The organism is Mucilaginibacter pallidiroseus (assembly GCF_007846085.1).
Lineage (GTDB): Bacteria > Bacteroidota > Bacteroidia > Sphingobacteriales > Sphingobacteriaceae > Mucilaginibacter > Mucilaginibacter pallidiroseus.
In genome coordinates this window covers 167,637-187,630 of record NZ_VOEJ01000002.1, presented here as the reverse complement: position 1 = coordinate 187,630, position 19,994 = coordinate 167,637, and the positions used below count along the sequence as shown (strand labels likewise).

At 42.4% G+C, this 19,994-nt stretch carries 16 protein-coding genes; 6 read left to right on the top strand and 10 right to left on the bottom strand.

Annotated elements, in window-relative coordinates; genetic code table 11:
• Positions 1-183: 183 nt before the first annotated feature.
• The 9 genes from FPZ43_RS05270 to typA form a co-directional block, all read right to left on the bottom strand.
• Complete coding sequence (locus FPZ43_RS05270) at positions 184-2,208, bottom strand: tetratricopeptide repeat protein (protein ID WP_146380813.1); 2,025 nt, start codon at positions 2,206-2,208, stop codon at positions 184-186.
• Between the two features lie 14 nt (positions 2,209-2,222).
• The gene (locus FPZ43_RS05265; protein WP_146380812.1) at positions 2,223-3,065 is read right to left on the bottom strand and encodes a hypothetical protein; all 843 of its coding nucleotides are present in this window, start codon (positions 3,063-3,065) and stop codon (positions 2,223-2,225) included.
• 11 nt (positions 3,066-3,076) lie between these two features.
• Positions 3,077-4,378, bottom strand: coding sequence for an acetylxylan esterase (locus tag FPZ43_RS05260; protein ID WP_146380811.1), 1,302 nt, complete (start codon positions 4,376-4,378; stop codon positions 3,077-3,079).
• A 27-nt stretch (positions 4,379-4,405) separates the two neighbouring features.
• Positions 4,406-5,623 (bottom strand): acyltransferase family protein, encoded by a 1,218-nt coding sequence (locus tag FPZ43_RS05255; protein ID WP_146380810.1) that lies wholly within the window; start codon positions 5,621-5,623, stop codon positions 4,406-4,408.
• 187 nt (positions 5,624-5,810) lie between these two features.
• Positions 5,811-6,584, bottom strand: a complete 774-nt coding sequence (locus tag FPZ43_RS05250; RefSeq protein WP_146380809.1) for a class I SAM-dependent methyltransferase — start codon at positions 6,582-6,584, stop codon at positions 5,811-5,813.
• A gap of 10 nt (positions 6,585-6,594) precedes the next feature.
• The gene (locus tag FPZ43_RS05245) at positions 6,595-9,018 is read right to left on the bottom strand and encodes a gliding motility-associated C-terminal domain-containing protein (RefSeq protein WP_146380808.1); all 2,424 of its coding nucleotides are present in this window, start codon (positions 9,016-9,018) and stop codon (positions 6,595-6,597) included.
• A 24-nt stretch (positions 9,019-9,042) separates the two neighbouring features.
• On the bottom strand, positions 9,043-9,690 hold the full coding sequence (locus FPZ43_RS05240; protein WP_146380807.1) for an FkbM family methyltransferase: 648 nt from the start codon (positions 9,688-9,690) through the stop codon (positions 9,043-9,045).
• Positions 9,687-11,003 carry a flippase gene (locus FPZ43_RS05235; RefSeq protein WP_146380806.1) on the bottom strand — a complete coding sequence of 439 codons (1,317 nt, stop codon included), beginning with the start codon at positions 11,001-11,003 and terminating at the stop codon, positions 9,687-9,689. The genes FPZ43_RS05240 and FPZ43_RS05235 overlap by 4 nt, the downstream gene beginning before the upstream one ends.
• Before the next feature lie 175 nt (positions 11,004-11,178).
• On the bottom strand, positions 11,179-12,990 hold the full coding sequence (gene typA, locus FPZ43_RS05230) for a translational GTPase TypA (protein WP_146380805.1): 1,812 nt from the start codon (positions 12,988-12,990) through the stop codon (positions 11,179-11,181).
• Positions 12,991-13,313: 323 nt separating this feature from the next.
• Here typA and FPZ43_RS05225 point away from each other — a divergent pair, with 323 nt between their 5' ends.
• Positions 13,314-14,264, top strand: coding sequence for a hypothetical protein (locus FPZ43_RS05225; protein ID WP_146380804.1), 951 nt, complete (start codon positions 13,314-13,316; stop codon positions 14,262-14,264).
• On the top strand, positions 14,257-14,769 hold the full coding sequence (locus FPZ43_RS05220; protein WP_146380803.1) for a hypothetical protein: 513 nt from the start codon (positions 14,257-14,259) through the stop codon (positions 14,767-14,769). Before FPZ43_RS05225 ends, FPZ43_RS05220 begins: the two co-directional genes overlap by 8 nt.
• A gap of 135 nt (positions 14,770-14,904) precedes the next feature.
• Here FPZ43_RS05220 and FPZ43_RS05215 read toward each other — a convergent pair whose 3' ends face one another.
• Positions 14,905-15,717: an alpha/beta hydrolase gene (locus tag FPZ43_RS05215; protein ID WP_146380802.1), complete on the bottom strand. Its 813-nt coding sequence runs from the start codon at positions 15,715-15,717 to the stop codon at positions 14,905-14,907.
• Between the two features lie 128 nt (positions 15,718-15,845).
• On the opposite strand from FPZ43_RS05215, the gene FPZ43_RS05210 reads away from it, so the two are divergent.
• The 4 genes from FPZ43_RS05210 to FPZ43_RS05195 all read left to right on the top strand — a co-directional run bounded on the left by FPZ43_RS05210 (position 15,846) and on the right by FPZ43_RS05195 (position 19,893).
• Positions 15,846-16,553: an esterase family protein gene (locus FPZ43_RS05210; protein ID WP_146380801.1), complete on the top strand. Its 708-nt coding sequence runs from the start codon at positions 15,846-15,848 to the stop codon at positions 16,551-16,553.
• Between the two features lie 104 nt (positions 16,554-16,657).
• On the top strand, positions 16,658-17,773 hold the full coding sequence (locus FPZ43_RS05205; RefSeq protein ID WP_146380800.1) for an ATP-grasp domain-containing protein: 1,116 nt from the start codon (positions 16,658-16,660) through the stop codon (positions 17,771-17,773).
• Between the two features lie 121 nt (positions 17,774-17,894).
• Entirely contained in the window at positions 17,895-18,992 is a 1,098-nt protein-coding gene (locus tag FPZ43_RS05200) for a carboxylate-amine ligase (RefSeq protein WP_146380799.1), read from the top strand.
• A gap of 76 nt (positions 18,993-19,068) precedes the next feature.
• On the top strand, positions 19,069-19,893 hold the full coding sequence (locus tag FPZ43_RS05195; protein WP_146380798.1) for a type 1 glutamine amidotransferase: 825 nt from the start codon (positions 19,069-19,071) through the stop codon (positions 19,891-19,893).
• Positions 19,894-19,994: the final 101 nt, after the last annotated feature.

Sequence of the window (19,994 nt, the reverse complement as noted above, 5' to 3'; positions counted from 1 at the left end):
CAAAAAAGCGCCCTGCAGAAACAGGGCGCTTTTTTTATTTCACTTAATCTCCAACTACATGTCGTTATGAACTGTAATGTGGCAATCTCGTCGCTTGTTTATATACACGGCGCGATTGCTTCGTCGCTGCGCTCCTCGCAAGGATCGCTTAATAACTAAAATTACCAATAAGGGCAGTATTCACTATTTACAGTACTTTTTAGCTTCATCAGCGGCAAGTGTCGAGCCGAGTGATATTGCCTTCTGAAAATCTGCGCAGGCGCCCGTAGTGTCTTTAAAGTTGATTCGTGCCCTGCCGCGCTGGTAATAAATCTGGGCGTTGTTGGGTTCGAGTTTTAGCGCATAATTAAAGTCGGCATTAGCGCGCTCTACATCGTTCAAAAAGCTGCGTGCATAGCCGCGATTGGCAAACATCACCGTGTTATTGAGGTTGATAAAAATTACCGTATTGTAATCATCAACAGCTCCCTGGTAATTTTTCATGGCCAGCCTTATGCGGGCACGAATGATATAAGGCTCTTCTTCGCCTTCGTGTATTTTAATGGCTTTAGCAACATCGGCCAGTGCGCCTTCATAATCTTTCAGTTCGAGCTTGGCGCTGCCACGGTAGCTGTACGCATCAGACGAGGTGCTGTCAATCTTTATAGCCGCGTTATAATCGAGCAAAGCTCCGTTTATATCGCCCGAGTTTTTTCTTGCCCATCCCCGTCCAACCAAAAAGTTTGCATTCCTGCCGTTCTTAGCAACCAAATCATTAAAAAGCGGTAAACCCTCTTTATAAAAGCCACCTTTAGTAATGGCTTTAATCATGCGTGCATACAAGTTGTCGTTATCTGTACCTATTTCGGCAATCTTTTTATAGTCGGCTATGGCTCCGGCTCGGTCGCCATTTTTTAAACGTGCAGTTCCGCGTTTTAAAAATGTCTCAGTATTTGCAGGCGAATATTGTAAACCCTTGGTATAGCTTGCTACGGCAGCTGCATAATCGTGCCTGTCAAATTGTATATTACCCAGTACCACGTACTGGTAATCGTAAGTCGGAATTAGTTTTATGCCCTGCGCAATATCGGCGAGCGCACCTGTGGTGTCCTTTAATTCGAGGTTTGCCCTTGCTCTGGTTATGTAAGCATAACCGTTTTTACTACTCAACTCAATTGCCTTATCCGCATCCTCTTTAGCGCCGTTGAAATCTTTGGCGTTAAGCAAAACATCCGCACGGTTTTGATAGGCTTCAGAACTTTTACCGCTTAATTCAATGGCTTTATCAAGATCTGCACGGGCACCCTCGGCATCGCCAAGGTTATTTTTAACCGTACCGCGCAGCACATATGCATCGGCATTGTTAGGGTCGGTTTTTGCCGCCTCGTTAAAGTAAGAAAGCGCATCTTTTTTATTACCGCTGTTGCTTAAAGCGTTGGCCAAGTACTTATAAAGGTTAGGTAGCTTAGGGTTAAGAGTTATAGCTTTTTTATAATCGGCAACGGCAGCAGTGTAGTTTTTGATATTACCGTATGCGTTACCGCGATAAAAAACTGCCTCAGCATTTTTGGGGTTGATGGCCAGGGCAGCGGTATAGTCAGCAATAGCACCCCTGTAATCGCCAATGTTGCCTTTTGAGTTGGCCCGGTAATAAATAAGGTCGGAGTTTTTAGGGTCAAGGCGAACGGCGGTGTCATAATCGGCAATGGCACCCTGGTTGTCATTTAGGTTGGCTTTGGCCACGCCACGGTATTCATACAAAGCAGCTTTGTTTGGTGCCAGCTTTATTGCCTCGTTAAAATCGGCCACGGCACCCGCGTTATCGCCCAGGTTAGCTTTAGCATTGGCCCGGTAATGGTACATATCAGCAATGGGTGATATCGAAATAGCTTTGGTAAAGTCGGCTATAGCCTCGTTATATTTCTGCAGTTCGTTATTAACGTTACCACGATAAAAATACGCGTAGGCATTGTTAGGATCAAGCGAAATGGCCTTATCGTAGTCCTGCACCGCTTTAGGGTACTGCTTAAGGTTATTGTATGCATTGCCACGATAAAAAAAGGCCTTGCTGTTTGACGGCTCTAGTTGTAGGGCTTTGTTAAAATCTTCAATGGCGCCGGTATAATTTTTAGCACCCGCTTCGGTATTGCCTACCTTAATATAAGTTTCGGCGCTTTGTGCCAGACAGCAAAACGGAAAAAGTATAAAGGCTATAAGTAGTTTACCCATGTTTTTAAATGCTATTATCTGAATGGTTTTACCAAAAACGATACAGATGCGGTTGTGCCTGCACCAGTGTTACGACCGCTTACAAATTTACCACCTGAAAAAAATGTTGAGAACCTGTTGCTAAAGGTATAGCCGTAAGTAAGCGAAACCTGGTTAAACGCAAAATTTTTATTGGTTGCTTGGATAGGCGAAAATCTTGTGAAGTTACTTTTTGAGTAAAAACCACTTACAGAAGCCGAAATCTGATGCCTAAACTTCCTGTCCAATGTCAAACCAAAGGTGGCGTTATACCTGTCCTGAAACGGCCCCTGGTTGCCAAAATACTGGCGAAAGCCATTCTCTGCAGTGAAGTAATAGTTTTTGCCAAACACCTTGCCGCTACCCGCAAAAGCAAGCTTAATTTCGGCACCTTGCTGGCGGTATCCTAACGATGGGTCATTATACAATGGCGTAACGTAAGTGCCTTGTACCGTAAAATAATAGCGATAGTCGATATTAAAGGCGTAGTAACGGATACCTACCTCAAGATCGGTAAGGCCGCGGCTTACGGTTTTGCTTTTATCATCCTCATAAGTATTGTTAACATAGGGCAGCAAGCCCACAAGGGTAAACCGGCGGCTAAGGCCGTACTCGCCGTATAACTGGAAGCCCAATGAGGTAAAACGCCCGTTATCGGGGAAGCTGTTTTTAACACGTAGCGAATCCCAGTTTTTTGATGCAGTGAAATATGTAAAAGAGGGCGACAGCAATAAGCGCTTTGGCCGCACGGGGAAACCGCCGCCAAAGCTTTTGCCTGCGGCGGTTAGCAGCACCAAAAGGGTAAGCAAATACTTTGTTCGGGTAAGTGTGTAATTCATTCTGGTAACTGTTAAAATAATGCAAAAGTATCACGCATCCAGCGCCCTTCAAGCTCTTTGTATGATTGGCTTATCTCATGACCAAGGTCTTTAAACACCATTATGCGCTTGCTATCGGTAAGCACGTTGTAAGTAGCATATTCGGCAGCAGGCGGGGCATATGGGTCAAGCAAGCCAATACCCATTATAAGGGGGCATTTAATGTTGTAGGCAAAGTTTTTACCATCGTAATACGCAAGGTTATCCAACACTTTTTTCAGCGTAAGGCCGGGCTGGGTTCGTACGTATTTCTTAATGTCGCGTATTGGCCAGGTAACTTCCCCATCAAGGTTGTAAACATCACAAAGAATAGGGTTTTGGGTGGAGCATAGATTTACCCTTTTGTCTAAAGATGCTGTAGCCATAGCCAGCCATCCGCCCATACTACCACCAGATACCAGGATGTTATCATGCTTAAGTTCGGGACGCGAGAATATAAAGTCGACACCGCGGAGGCAATCCATAATTACGCCGCGCATAACGTAGTTGTCCCTGTCTTCAACCCGATAAAAAATAAACTCATCACGGCGGGTATCAATAGGGCCGCGGCTGTTACCCTGGCCCCTTACATTTAGCGTTATAATAGCCAAATCCTCGTCATTACCAACAATGGGCGACAGGTTTACCTGGTAGCCCGGCAAACCCAGCAATACCGAAAATTTGCGGCTTTTGCTTTTTGTCATTGGTACTGTCATCCACCCGCGAATGGTCATGTTATCTAATGATTTCATTTCGATGGCGTACACATTACGGTTGCTTGTGTTAAGCTTAGGCATGGGCGTTACCTTAAACTGTGGCTTTACCTGCGCCAGCTCATCTTTTGCTTTTTGCCAAAATGCATCAAAATCTGCCGGTTTGGGGTATTGCGAACGTATCTCTTCAGGACGAATACCGAAGACACGACGGGTAGTATCATCATACTCGGTTATGTTAACCATAAAGTTAACCTTGTAAAAGCCGGCTTTAAAAGCGGGCATATCAAAGCTGTATTTTTCTGAGCTATGCTTGCCGATTTTTACCTTAACTACACTTGAATCGATATTTTTATTATGCTGACTGATGACGTAAGATACCGTGCCCGTTTGCTCGGTACCGGTAGGGTTTTTAACCTCGAAAGTATATTTTGCGTTATTGCTAAAAATGGCGTTTTTACTACCCGCTGTAAGCACGGTTGATATTTCTTTTTCCTCGTTCTGGGCTGATACGGCATAGCAGGCGCCCATAACAAGACCTAAGGAGAGCAGGCAAAATTTTATACTTTTTGATAGTTGCATTGCGTAAATAATATCCTTAAACGGCTATTAGCCGCTAATGGTTGTTTTTTGTTTGTACTTGATCAGAAAGTTTGACTTACGTATATAATGGTTCATCGGCTCTTCAATCCACCTGAATAATAGTATTGATACCGCATTTAAGATGATAAAAGCATAAACCACATTTAGCCAATCGTATTGAAAAGGCGAATTCCAGTCTTTGCCCCATTTGTCATAAAGCTCAAAAATGTCGTCGTTCCATTTATTAAAGTTTTTGTGCAGCAGGTCATACATCCAACCCAAGTGTATCAGGTAAAATATGTAAGAGCTTTTGCCCAGCAGCTCAACAAACTTGTTCGATAAGATTTTTTTAAGGATCGTCGTTTCGGTAAGCAGCCCGTAAAAGAACAGGGCTATTGCTATTGGCAGCAAGTAGTTATTGGTAAATATGCCGCCAGGATGGTATAGGCCCGCAATTTTACCTTCGGGTATGGGCATTAAAGATATGATCCAAACGCAAACAAATATGAGTGCAAAACCTAAATACGTATACCAGCTTTTGGCCTGCCCGGTAAGCTCTTTTTTACGGACAATAAGCGCTAATTGTATACCTACATAAAACTCGAAACAGCGCCCCAAAAACGTATAAAGAAACATGAAGCTAAAATTGCCAAAGAAGCCATACCAATTTACATTACGAAATATCAACACCAGTGTTACGCCAATTAATGTAATTACCACAGGCTGTATGTAAAATTTGCGGTACTTTTGGGCAATGTAAAATGCAAACGGTGCAGTAAAGTAAAAGCACTCCTCAACAGTTAAGCTCCAGCCCTGTGCAATGCCGGTGAAGTTAAGCTGATCAAAAAAACCACGTACAAAGGTTATGTGCATAAAGAACAACCCTATGGGGCTGCCAAAGCCGTTTGTGGTTTTTGGATCTTTGGTAAAGTAATAGCTTATAAAGGCAGCCAGCGTAAGTAAAAAGTACATGGGGTAAATACGCGCCACGCGATTCTTAAAATATTGCCTGAACCAGTCGCCGGTTAGTTGAAATGTGTCGAAATACCTGAATGCAATTAAAAAACCCGACAGTACAAAAAAGATGGTTACTCCAATATGGAATTCGCCAAGAAAGCATTGCACAGCATGAGGAAAATTTTCATCAAATGCGTACGAGTAGTGCGATATAAAAACCAGGTATGCAGCCAATGCGCGCACACCTGTAAGGGCAGGTATATAGTTTAATGCAGGTTTTTGTGACAAAGCTGTACTGTTTTTTAACGATGTAAAAGCATACTATCAGCCGTAGTTTGCAAATCAGATACCAATATCCGAATCAAAATTTACAGAATTAATGTTTTTAGGCGATTTTTGTTTAATACAGGTTAAAACTTGTAAGAATACGCGCTTTATAAGCTTATGTTTTGAGGGGACAATTCTATCTATCAGCCTAAAAGATGTCGGCCTGCTTGTTTGTTTTTGTGCAAAGCACAGTGTAGGCGTTGGCCAGCTTTTCCTGCCATTTGGTGCCTCCAAGTTTGGCTAACGTATTTTTGGCAAGATACTCGGCCGCGATTTTTAGGCTGGCTGCAAAGCTCTTTGATTTTTTTTGATTGTTAAAGGTATTAAAGCGGGTTACCTCAGGTTCAATCATCGAGGGGAGGCCCTTTTCAATCACAAAGCCCTCAGTTTGCAAAAGATAGCGTAGTGCAGTTGGCGTGTAAACATTTATATGTCCGTAAGCCAAGAAATGCTTTATACGCTTATCAACATTGGGCTTATAATCTATAGGTACTTCTATAGCAAAACGTTTACCTACCCGCTTTAACTCCCGTAGCAGCATACGTTCATGCTCCACATGTTCTAATACATGCGAGAGGATAATCAGGTCGATACTGTTGTCCGCAAAAGGCAGGGTATAGCCGTCAAACTCTTGCACCGAAGCCAGATTCTTGATTTGCCTTGAGCGGATGTGAGCCACGCCACTGTCCGAAATTTCAACAGCGTGATATTCGGGCGCAAAGTTCCAGTCTGATAGGTATTTAAGAATGCTACCATCGCCAGCGCCAACTTCCAAAACGGTTTTGAACGATTGGCCGCTGCAAACATTTACAATATGCTGGGCCTTGTATTTGGCACCTAGCATACGCCAGTCTTCACTGTGCTTGGTATAAAACTCGTCGTAAGCGGTTTTTACATTGCCGCTAAGGTTGGATGTTTGCATTAATGCAATATTAGTAAATTACTGTAATGGAACCCGATTTTTTTATATGCGTATCGGTAACGTCAATAATGTAATAGTAAGTACCTGGTGTTACTTTTTTTCCATTAAATGTACCGTCCCAAGGTTTTGCATAGCCGTTTGAATAATAAATTTGGTTACCCCACCTATTCAATATGGTTACACTTACTTTTTTATAACTAATAATGTTTTTTATATTCCATATATCATTGTAGCCATCTCCGTTTGGCGTAAATGTATTAGGCACCTCTAACGTGTTATTTACAAATACCGTAACCATATCTGTTTTTTCACAATTTCCGTTGTCTGCTAGGGCTGTAAGTGTATAAGTTGTAGTTTCGGTTGGTTTTGCTACCGGGTCTTTCAAGGAAGGATTATTCAGGCCGGTAGCAGGGCTCCATTGATAAGAATAACTGTTTGATGAACTAATCTCTGCGTGAAGAGTTACGCTTTCCCCCGGCTCTATGTACTTGTCAGTTCCGGCGTTTACAGTAGGAGAGCTTACACTGTGTAAATTAATAGTACTTTCTGATTGCTGATTGCAATCAGTTTTAGTTATGGTCCATTTTAACAATACATCTATATCTTGAGGGAAATTGTTTAGTATAGCATTAGGGTCATGTACAGAAGTGCTGTTAAAAGGGCTATAACTCGATGGGCTCACAACTGTCCAGGTGCCGATTTCGGAACTTGCCGGTATATTTGCGTTTAATGTAATCAATACTTGGTCGCAGCCTGATCGGCTGCTGCCTGCGTTGGCAACGGTAACCGGCCCCGAATAATCGACCTTAACCACATTACTTATTGCATTACAAGTGCTGTTGTTGGCTAGCCTGCGATAGTATAGTGACACTGTGCTTGTGAAATTAATCTGCAAGTCCTTTTGGGTAGCACCAGTAATAGTTGCCCATGCGTTGTTATCGGTACTTGACTGCCATTGATAAATTACGCTATTGCCGCTAGGTATATTGCCTGTAATGTTTAGGGTTTTATCCCCAATGACACAAATTGTTTGTTTATCGGCTGTTACGAGATTATTGAGAATTGATGGTTCGTTATAAACGTCCGTATAATTATCATAAGAAATTATATTGTTAACTGTTACCTGCCTGCGATAGCTATCAACTATCTCTGCGCTACCTGTTGATACCGGCGCAATGTAAGATGAATTAGTTCCACTTAACCCTGTACTTTGCCATGTCCCGTTCGAGTATCTTTGCCATTGATAGGTTGCGCCGCTAATTAAACTGCCTGGTATTAGTATATTTTGCTCGGTTTGGCAAATCTTCATTACATTCGATACAGCCACTTTTACTGTTACGCGATAGTCAGCTACCCCGCATGTACTGGTTAGGTGGTAAATAACGTCGTTAGTAAAATCTTGCTCACTTGCCGATGCGGGGCTAATTGTACCGTTACTGATAGTGATAGCAGGTATCAGGCGTTTTATATCGGCTTTTGACGAAACCTCTACATTTATGGTATGTGCTGCTTGGTTTATTACAGCTGCATAATTTTGTTGAGGGAAACTAAAGCTTGTGATGGTAGGGGTGGCAGCTGTGTTTACATTTATAGTTTTTGATACAGATGTAACACATCCGCTTGCGTTTGTCACAGTTAATAAGTATGTGCCGCTTTGATGAAATGTATTTGTTGCCTGATCGGGGGTATCGCCACCATCCCATTTATATTTTATGCCACCATTAGCAGTTACTACGGCGCTCCCGCATGAGCTTGGCAGGTCTGTTATGGCAATATTAAATGGTTGGGGCCTTATGCCCCAAGTTAAATTAGTGTAGTTTTCTGGTGTTGACGAATTTATAGTTACGCAGGTAAAATCGCCGGGAAACATAATGATGGCATATCCTTCTGTGCCTGTAATGTTTTTGCTGTCATTATAAACCATCCCGCCGCCATCAAATAAAACCACATATGGTGTTGAGAATTGCAGCTTTGAACTGGTTGGTAGCGAGCTGCCTAACGACGATAGCAATAGTACGGGGTTAGTTACCGTTTTAGAAAAACACATTGTAGTGGTACCACCAGCCCCTGCAGCCCAAGTAGTTTTGGGTACTGTTGAATTAGGAATATTTGAGGGGTAGGAACTAAATCTGGAATACGTGTAAATAGACGGAGTTGAGCCAAAGCTGTAATTGGCTGACATTGTGATGCTAATGGGGCTGCCATCAGCGTCTAAGACACTCCCGGTGGTGGTATTTACGTCGTTAAAAGTGCCCCAGGTTGCCCAATTGATATCATAGCAATTAACGGCACTTATATTTTTTGGTTTTATTATGGGTAATGAATCTGTTAAATTGAGTGTGTAGCGCGTGTTATTGGCTATTGACCAGCCTGGAAAACAAATAATTGTAGCGGATGTTAAAAAAACTGATAAGGCATATCTCCAGAGCGCCATCTGAAATAAAAATATAAGGTTTATTTATATCCCCAGGCAGTTGTTTGGTTTGTAAAATACGGAGGTGGATTTACGGTAGAATAAACCCGGCGATATACCGCTAAACGGCAGTTCTTTAAAGCCATGCGCTACTAAAAACTCTATCCCGTCTTTATAGTCAGCGCGTTCCGAATCGTCCAAGACAACTACACCATTATCCGACAAAGCGTTAACGGCTTGTATGCAACAGTTTACCCTGTCGCGACCATCAACAATAATCACATCAAATTTTTCCTGCAGCTTTACGGGTACCTGGCAGTACTCGCCACCGCGTACCAGCTCGGTGTAAATCATTTCGCTATTATCGGGTTTGGTAGCCGAGATCTTTTCGTACCATTCTTTATCGTGCTCAACAGAAACTACTATGCCCGCGTATTTGGCATAAAACAAGGTTGAGTTGCCTGAGCCAAACTCAAAAATAGCATGTTCTTTACTGATGCGGGTTTTAATAAAGTCGATAAAAGAGTAAGTTACCCACGGTATCGGGTTGCCCTGCTCATCAACCGGCGATTTGCTGTCAAAGGCATTGAACCAGCCGATATCAGTTAAATAACCCTTGCTATCATATGAGAGCAGTGCCCGCAGATGTGCCGGCTTAAACAATACCTTTATAAGCGATGAAATTGTACTCAACGTTTTATGATCTTTTGAAAAAGTGAAATTAAAAATAATGATTTAAACATCATTACTGCCTGCTCCCTAACTTTAGGTATAAATACTATTACAAAGGCCGAGCTTGCATAAGCTACCAGTGTGGCAATTGCAGCGCCCATCATACCCATTTTGGGTATCAAAGCCAAATTAAGCAATATATTTACTAAGGCACCAAAGCCAGTTCTTATAAAAGTAAGTTTGGTAAGGTTTTCGGCAATTAAATACTGACTGCTTGCGGCCCCTAAAAATACAAACACCCCCGACCATATATGTACCGACAAAGTAGGTGCCGCATAAGCATACTCGGGCGTGTAAAGCTTGTAAATTAAATGCGATGTAAATGTAATTACGATTGCTGCGGGCAGGCTTAGGTAAACCATCAAATCGTACAGGTTTTGGATACGTTTTTTGTATCGGGCTGTATCATCACGGCGGGCATTCAATATTGCAGGGAAAAGGGTGGTTACAATAACGGTAGGGATAAAATTCCAGGCTTCACTTAAGCTGGCAACCGTAGCATATGCACCTGCCTCGTCAATTCCCGAAATGTTTTGGATCATCAACTGATCTATCTTCATATATAAAGACACCATTATACCCGATATAATGAGCGGCCAAGAATGTGTGATCAACTTTTTTGCTAAGCTGTTTTGATACGACCAGTTGAACAAACTGCGGCCTTTGCGCTGATAAGTGAGGCAATAGCCTAATGCGACTAACAAAAAGTCGAGCGAGTAAGCAAATACAAAAGCTATAAGCGGCATTTTTAAGTATATCAAAACAAATTTGATGGCTGCTGATACCAGATTGCCTATAACCTGTACCTGCATAATGTATTTAGACTGTACCTGAGATTGAAAGTACGAGTCGATCACATTAAAGGCTTGCACTATGCCAACTGCTGATAAAATAAGGATGTAAGTAAAAGGCGTGTCTTTGGCAGGATAAACATGATATGCCAGCCACAGCAGAGGTATGCAACTAAGGCTGGCCAGTATCTTCATCCAAAAGGATGTACCCAAAATGCGATCACGGTTATCCGGATACTGGTGCAGTTCCTTAACAATAAACTGATCGAGCCCCAGGGTGGCTATTGCCGAAAATAAGTAAACATATGTTACGCCGCCTGTTATGATACCCAACCTGTCTTTACTCAAGTATCGGGCTACTGCAATACCAACAAGCATTTTAATTAAAAGGCTGCCAACCTTTCCTATAAAAGACATCCCCGTATTCTTAAAATACTTTTCTAAAGCCTGCTGATTGAAACCGGGGATGCTGGGTATGCGCATATGGGGCGTAAAGATAGGTTTTAGAGATTAGAGATTTGAGTGCAGTGATTAGTTATTTGCTGATTAGTTATTGGTGACTGCAATAAAAAAAGGCACCCGTACTACGGATGCCTTTTGATATTTAATGCGGCTATTAAAAACTAATCTCTAATCTCCGCTCTCTAATCACTAATAATTACTGATTAACAAACTTCTTAGCATTGTTTCTGCGTTCGCCTTCGTTAAGGAAGATTTTACGCAAACGGATGCTTTGTGGTGTAACCTCGATATACTCATCGGCCTGGATGTACTCCATTGACTCCTCTAAAGAGAATTTGATGGCCGGAGCAATACGTACGTTGGTATCGCTACCAGATGCACGCATGTTGGTTAACTGCTTGCCTTTGGTTAAGTTGATAACCAAATCATTATCGCGGATGTGCTCGCCCAGTATTTGACCTTCGTAAATATCAACACCCGGATCGATAAAGAAACGGCCGCGATCCTGCAATTTATCAATAGCGAATGCAGTAGTTTTACCGGTATCCATTGATACCAATACACCAGCCGAACGGCCGGGGATAGTACCTTTCCAAGGCTCGTAAGCTTTAAAGCGGTGTGCCATGATGGCCTCGCCGGCAGTAGCAGTTAATACGTTGTTACGTAAACCGATGATACCACGAGAAGGAATTTCAAACTCAAGGTGCTGTAAATCGCCTTTTGGCTCCATGATAAGCAAGTCGCCTTTGCGTTGTGTTACCAACTCAATTACCTTACCTGCAACATCGCCCGGTACGTCAACAATAAGGGTTTCAACCGGCTCAGATTTAACACCGTCAACTTCCTTAACAATAACCTGTGGCTGGCCTACCTGTAACTCGTAACCCTCGCGACGCATGGTCTCGATCAATACCGACAAGTGAAGAATACCACGACCATAAACCAGGTATGAATCTGGCGACTCGGTTTCAACAACCTTAAGTGCCAGGTTTTTCTCCATCTCTTTAAACAAACGGTCGCGCAGGTGGCGTGAGGTAACAAATTTACCCTCTTTACCAAAGAAAGGAGACGTATTGATGGTGAACAACATGTTCATGGTAGGCTCATCAATTTTGATTACCTCCAGTTGTTCCGGTTTTTCAAAATCAGCAATTGTATCGCCAATGTCAAAACCCTCGATACCTACAACAGCGCAGATATCGCCAGATTTTACTTCAGTAGCTTTTACTTTACCTAAACCTTCAAAAGTGTAAAGTTCTTTGATACGTGATTTTACAATTTTGCCATCGCGTTTTACCAAAGATACCGGCTGGTTTTCTTTGATGGTACCGCGTGCAACACGGCCAATAGCGATACGACCAACGAAAGATGAATAATCTAACGAAGTGATCTGCATCTGTAAAGTACCTTCATTTTCCGGCGCAGCAGGGATGTTCTCCAAAATGGCATCCATCAGCGGGAAAATGTTATCTGTAGGTTTTTTGTAATCGGTGCTCATCCAGCCCTGTTTTGATGAACCGTAAACAACCGGGAAATCCAATTGCTCTTCGGTAGCTTCAAGGTTGAAGAAAAGTTCGAAGATCTGCTCGTAAACCTCCTCAGGGCGGCAGTTTTCTTTATCTACTTTGTTTACAACCACAATAGGCTTAAGGCCAAGTGCCAAAGCTTTTTGGGTAACAAAACGTGTTTGTGGCATGGCGCCTTCAAAAGCATCGCATAATAATAAAACGCCGTCGGCCATTTTCAATACACGCTCCACCTCGCCGCCAAAGTCGGCGTGACCAGGAGTATCAATGATGTTGATCTTAACATCTTTGTAGTGTACAGATACGTTTTTAGATACGATGGTAATTCCACGCTCGCGCTCCAAATCGTTGTTATCCAGTATCAGTTCTCCTGTTTCCTGGTTGTCGCGGAATATGGCGCAGCTGTGTAAAATTTTATCAACCAATGTGGTTTTACCGTGGTCAACGTGTGCGATGATCGCAATATTTCTAATTTTTTGCATGCAAATGCTCTTCTAAATTTGGCGCAAAGATACGCTTTATTTACGGTATAAAAAAGCAAAGCCATGTTTTTACAAATGTTTGATTATTATGTAATTGTAAGTTAATGTTGATGGGGTGGCAGATAGTTATGCAGATGATGTTAAATGTGCATTGTCGAAAATGTATGGGTTTTTAAAAAGGTTGGAATTGATCGTTTGGGCTAGTATTCGAATTTGGTGTCAGATAACCACCACGTAGACTCATTTTTATATTAAATTCATCTGATTGTGTTAATGATTTTAATGTTGTAAATTAGTTTCTCCTAACCAAATCATAATTAATAATGGCAAATAGAATTCTATTATCAACCTATAACCTAAAAGTCAGTGTAAACGCATCTTCAGATGCGATATTAAGTCAATTTGACGGGAGTAACGACTTTTTAGAACTTTTCAAAGGTTTTATGGATGACGTGTTCACAAACATTAAGGCAGCACCATCACTAAATGATAGAAGCATATTACATTTAGCTTTAGATGAACCGGTTACGGTGTTAGCTGAAAAGAGGGCGATTTACGGTTTTATATCAAGTGGTGTTAACGAGGATAGGTTCACCGTAAGAGAAGGAGATGATAAAAAATTTGAGTCTGATCCTGTTAAACACGTTACTTACAGAAATCTTTTTTTTTATATTGAATTTCCAATAGGTAAAACTTACGCATACTTGATTATTCAAAAGAAAAGAGACATAGGTGCGAAAGGGCTTTTATCTAAGTCCTTGAATTTGTATTTAAGGGAGCGGGGATACCCTGATTATAATGTGGTAATATCTAACTTATTAAATAAACGCGTCTATGACAAAATGATGTTGTTAGGTAATTTGAAAAAAATCGACTTCATTAAAAGAAGTATTCCTAATACAATTGAAGAACTTTATGATAATGAACAGAAGGAGTATTCAGATAAAGGAACTCTAACAACTACAATACAGTCAAGGTCATCACTTTCAAATTATTGGAAAAGCGTAATTCATAATTTATTTGTAGGGGAAAATAAAAATTCAGTGATAGAATTAAATTCCAAAAATGATAGTGTAGATGAAGTTGAATTTCAATTAGAATTTAAAGGCAAAATAAAAACTTTTCATGTCTTACAGAAGCATCGAACACAGCCAGATATTGATGTGACAGGTGAAGTAGAAATTATTGATAATCAGCCAACAACGGAATCTTTGATTGAGGTCTCTCAAGGGCTAATAAATGATATCTTAACGTTGAAACCAGTTAATGCTTAGCAGAATTAATATTTTTAAGATCGTTCAAGACCATCTTAAAACTTTAAGAAGTAATAATTCTGATTCAAATTGGATTTCCAGAGGTGATGCCTTGCTGTTTTTTTTATCTCCAATTATAATTTCTGCGATTCTCACTTATAAGAGAGTTAAATTAATTGATCATACTACGGATTTAATTACAGCAGTCTCTATTCTGGGTGGATTTCTATTTAATTTTTTAGCAATTGTATATGGCTTAATGGATAAGCTTAAAACTGATTCTCAAGAAAATGCGCTTAAAAGGAAATTTGTAAAAGAAATCCATGTCAATATTTCCTTTAATATCCTCCTTTCTCTAGTATTACTGTTGATCCTGATTATTTATTCTTATCAACCAAAGGATTCTTGTTTTAGATTGTTTGATTATATAGTTAGTCCCTTAATTTACTTTTTTTTAATACTATTTACGCTTACCATGGTCATGATTCTAAATCGCGTTTATATTATTATGAAAAAAGAAGATTGAATTAATGTTATTTTTATCATTAAAGCGTTTGAGCCTACGAAGTATTTATCATCGCAGCATTTGTTAATTATTCCATTCGGAGATCCCTTCGCTCCTCGCAATGACACGGTATCTATCAATCAGCGTGAGCCACATTTATCGCCCAAAGGCCCAGCACAAAAATTTGGACATGGCTTTGCCCCAGGTTTCGGTATCGTGGGTGCCATTTAGTATCTCGAGGTATTGGATATCGGCAGGGCGCTCGTAACCTTTGGCAAGCAATTCCTTAATTACATCTATGGTATCATCAATCGAGTCGATGATGCCGTTTTGGTTACGGTCGGCCGTTTCGTCTTTGGTGCCGGTTTGCAGCCAAAATTTGAGCTCGGGTTTGCCGCTTGTTTCCCTTATAACGTTATGCATAATACGGTCGGCATCGGTATAACCCTTTAACAAATCCTTGCTGCGCCACCAGTACGATGCCGAAAAGGTGCCAACCTTATCAAACACGTCCGCATTATGCCAGGCAATATCAAGGGCGCTAAGCCCACCTAACGAAAATCCTGCAAAAGCAGTAGCGTCAAAATCGTCAACGCCTGTTTCCATTTTTATCTGCGGCAGCAACTCATCAATAATAAATTGGGTGTAAAGGTCGGCCTTGTTGCCCCGGTCTTTAAAGTCGGGCCTGCCCGCTACGCCGTATTCCTGCAGGCGTTCGTCGCCGGCGTGTACAGCAGCCACAAGTACGGGCTTAAGCTGATTGCGCTCGTATAAGTTCTCTAAAGATTCAGTTAGCTTCAGCGCCTCAAGTTCCTGCCCGTCGTTAAGTAAAAGCAGGTTAAGCGGCTCGGCAATGCTGCCCTCTTCGGGCATCAGCAGGGTAACGGTTACGTTGCGCTGTAACATGGCCGATGTTATATGTAAATCCTTTTGGGCAATCTTCATTTCTGTTGCTGTACTGTAGTACATATAAAAAAATAATTAAGGGTACAAAAGTAGGGTTATACTTTTACTTAGACAGGTAAAACACAATTTTTGGCATGTTGTTGACATTTACACGCAAAGCACTTAACTTACCACTATAAAACGTAACCACATTGACAGAACAATATCACCGCTGGTATTCGCCCAATTTAAATACCGAACTGGAGATGCTGGTATTTGGCGACAGGGGTTATCCTGTAATACTTTTCCCGACTACCAAGGGCCGCTTTCATCAAAATAAAGATTTTGGACTGATAGACAGCGCACGCTGGTTTGTTGAACAGGGCCTCGTTAAGATATACTGCCCCGATACTATTGACGCGCAAAGCTGGTACGACAAAGACATACACCCCGCCGACCGTGCCCGCAACTATACCTGGTATGACCGCATGCTTACCGACGAGCTGGTGCCCTGGGCGCAGCACGAAACAGGGGTAGAGCGCGTATGTATGGCCGGTTGCAGTTTTGGCGGTTACCATGCGGCCAATTTTGCCTTTAAGCACCCTGAAAAGGTGGCCCACCTGTTTACCATGGGCGGCGCTTTTGATATCAAAATGTTTACCGACGGCTATTACGACGACAACATATTTTACAACAACCCGGTGGATTTTGTACCCGGCAGTAATAACGAATGGCTGTGGCGGATGAACATTATATTGGGCACGTCCGAGCATGATATGTGCAAAGGATATAATGAGGAAATGTCGCGCATATTGGCGGCAAAAAACATCAACCACTGGTTGGATATACGCCCCTTTGCCAACCACGACTGGCCGATATGGCGCGAAATGTTTCCGCATTATTTATCCAATATAAAATAGAGATTAGGGGTTGGAGACAAGAGATTAGCGATTTTGCTGTATGGAATTAGCGCTTTTTGTTTAGAGTTTAGTATTTAGAAATCAGAATTTATATATAATCTACCATGAAAAAAATAGGCATTTTATTTGGACAGGAAAATTCGTTCCCCCAGGCATTTGTTGACAGGATTAACCAGAAGGGGCTGAAAGATATATCGGCAGAGTTTGTACGTATCGACAAGATGTTGCAGGGCGAACCACTGGGCTATTCGGTAATAGTTGACCGCATATCGCAGGATGTTCCCTTTTACCGTGCATCGTTAAAAAACGCAGCCATAACAGGTACGGCAGTTATTAACAACCCGTTTTGGTGGAGCGCCGACGAAAAGTTTTTTAACAATGCCTTAGCCGTTAAGCTTGGCGTACCGGTACCTAAAACGGTGTTGCTGCCCTCGAAAGATCACCCTACAGATACCAACGAAAATTCGTTTCGCAACCTGGCTTACCCGTTAGATTGGGACGGAATATTTGATTATGTTGGTTTCCCGGCATATATGAAACCGTTTGATGGTGGCGGCTGGCGCGATGTTTACAAAATAAGCGACAAGGAAGACCTTTGGACAAAATTTGCAGAAACCAAGCAGCTGGTGATGCTTTTGCAGGAAGAAATTATTTTTGATGATTACTTCCGTTGCTATTGCATTGGCGGCAAGCATGTGCGCATTATGCAGTACGAGCCGCGTAACCCGCACCACCTGCGTTACGAGCATGGTAAGGCCCCTGCATCTAAAAAAATGCTGGATACCATTACCGATTACGTGCTTAAGCTTAACCAGTACCTGGGTTACGATTTTAACACCGTTGAATTTGCAGTACGCGATGGCATACCCTACGCTATTGACTTTTGCAACCCGGCACCCGATGCAGAGGTTACCAGCGTAGGCCAGGAAAACTTTGACTGGGTGGTTGAAACCGCAGCCAATTACGCCATTGAGCGTGCACAGGCACAAAAAGACGACAAGGACAACCTTACCTGGGGCGAATTTGTACGCACCGGCGTAGCGGGTAAACCTTTGGTAGCAACTGCAAAAGCAAAAGCACCAAAAGCCGCTGCTGCTGATGTAAGCGTTGGCGAGGTTGACCACGCCATTGCCGACGAAGCGAAACCGAAAAAGAAAGCTGCAGCGCCAAAAAAAGCAGCCGCAAAAGAGGCTGCGCCAAAGAAAGCGGCTAAGAAATAAAACCACCTTGTCATGCTGAACGGGGTGAAGCATCTGATAGCCGACAGAACAGTTAGCGAAATAGATTCTTCGCTACGCTCAGAATGACAGGAATAAAAATCAATCAAACCCCTATCCAGTTATGAACGAATTCACCTTAGGTGTTGAAGAGGAATTTATGGTGCTCGACCCTGTTACAAGGGAGCTGAAATCGCATGAGCAAAAAATTGTTGACGGGGCGCAAAAGATCCATGAAGACCAGGTAAAGGCCGAAATGCACCAGGCCGTGGTTGAGGTGGGTACGCATATTTGCCGCAATACCGAGGAAGCCCGCAAGGAAGTTACCAAGCTAAGGGGCACCGTTGCCCAGTTAGCCGGCGATTTAGGGCTGCGCATTGGGGCTGCCGGTACGCATCCGTTTTCGCACTGGCAGCATCAGCTGATAACAGATCATCCCCGGTATTTTGAGATTGTGGATGAGTTGCAGGAAGCCGCACGTTCCAACCTTATCTTCGGGCTGCATGTGCATGTAGGTATACAATCGCGTGATATGGCCATCCATATTGCCAACCAGGCGCGGTATTTTTTGCCGCACGTTTACGCATTATCAACCAATTCGCCATTTTGGGAGGGTAGGAATACGGGTTACAAATCATTTCGCACGAAAGTGTTTGATAAGTTCCCGCGTACTGGTATCCCCGATTTTTTTGCCAGTATTGAAGATTATGACAACTACGTAAAGCTGCTGGTAAAAACCAATTGTATAGATAACGCCAAAAAAATATGGTGGGACCTGCGGGTACACCCATTTTATGAAACCATTGAGTTTCGCATTTGCGATTGTCCTATGCTAATTGATGAAACAATGGTAATGGTGGCATTATTCCAATGCATTTGTGCCAAGTTGTATAAGCTGCGCCAGCAAAACATGAAGTTTATTACCTACAACCGCGCACTTATTAATGAAAATAAATGGCGCGCGGCACGTTACGGTATCGATGGTAAAATGATTGATTTTGGTAAGGAACTTGAAGTTAATACCCGCGCACTGATATTGGAACTGCTCGATTTTATTGACGACGTAGTAGATGATCTTGGCTGCCGCGATGATTTGCAATATGTACACACGATGTTGGAGAACGGAACCGGTGCCGACAGGCAGCTAGCCATTTACCAGCAAAACAATAGCTTTGTTGATGTGGTAGATTATATCACATCACAAACATTAAAAGGGGTATAAGCCCCACCTAGCTCTACCATGAAGGGGAGGGCTTATACGATAAAGGTGGCTTAACGAATTATTAAAAGAGGGGCTTATGGGAATCAAAGTAGCCATATTAGATTTGTATGATGGCGTGGCTAACGAAGGGATGCGCGGCTTTCGTGATATTTTAGAGCGGTACAAGGTACAACACAATCTCGATCTCAGTTATCAGGTGTTTGACGTTCGCGGAAAGGCCGAGGTGCCCGATACAAGTTTTGATGCTTACATATCAAGCGGTGGCCCCGGCAGTCCGCTGGATAGTGAGGGATCAGAATGGGAAAATAGATATTTCGGATTGATAGATAAGCTGGAAGACCATAATCTTGGCAACAATCCGGATAAAAAGCATGTATTTTTTGTATGCCATTCCTTCCAGCTAATGTGCCGCAAGTACGGCCTTGGCGACATAAGTTTGAGGCGTTCGCCATCATTTGGTGTATTGCCCGTTCATCAAACAGCCGATGGTTTAAAAGATCATGTTTTTGATGGCCTTGCAGATCCGTTCTATACGGTTGATTCGCGAAGCTGGCAGGTAGTTAACCCGGATATGGAAAAGTTGAACGCCCTAGGTATGCAACTATTGGCCCTCGAAAAAGAGCGTCCCTATGTTGATTTGCCGCGCGCCATGATGGCCATCCGCTTTAACGAGTATTTTTTTGCCACGCAGTTTCACCCCGAGGCCGATGCCCATGGCATGAGCATGTTGCTGCAACGCGATGACAAAAAAGCCGACGTAATTGCCGAGCACGGCGAAGCCAAGTACAATGAAATGCTGGAGCGCCTGGAAGATCCCGACAAGATAGTCCATACCCAAAGAACCATGATTCCAAATTTTTTGGATGAAGCGATATTGAAGCGGTTAAACGCAGAAGCTTAACAGTCATGCCGAACTTGTTTCGGCATCTCACAGGGTGTGTTTAATTGGATTTGAGATCCTGAAATAAATTCAGGATGACAATAATTTGCTAACTAAATTAT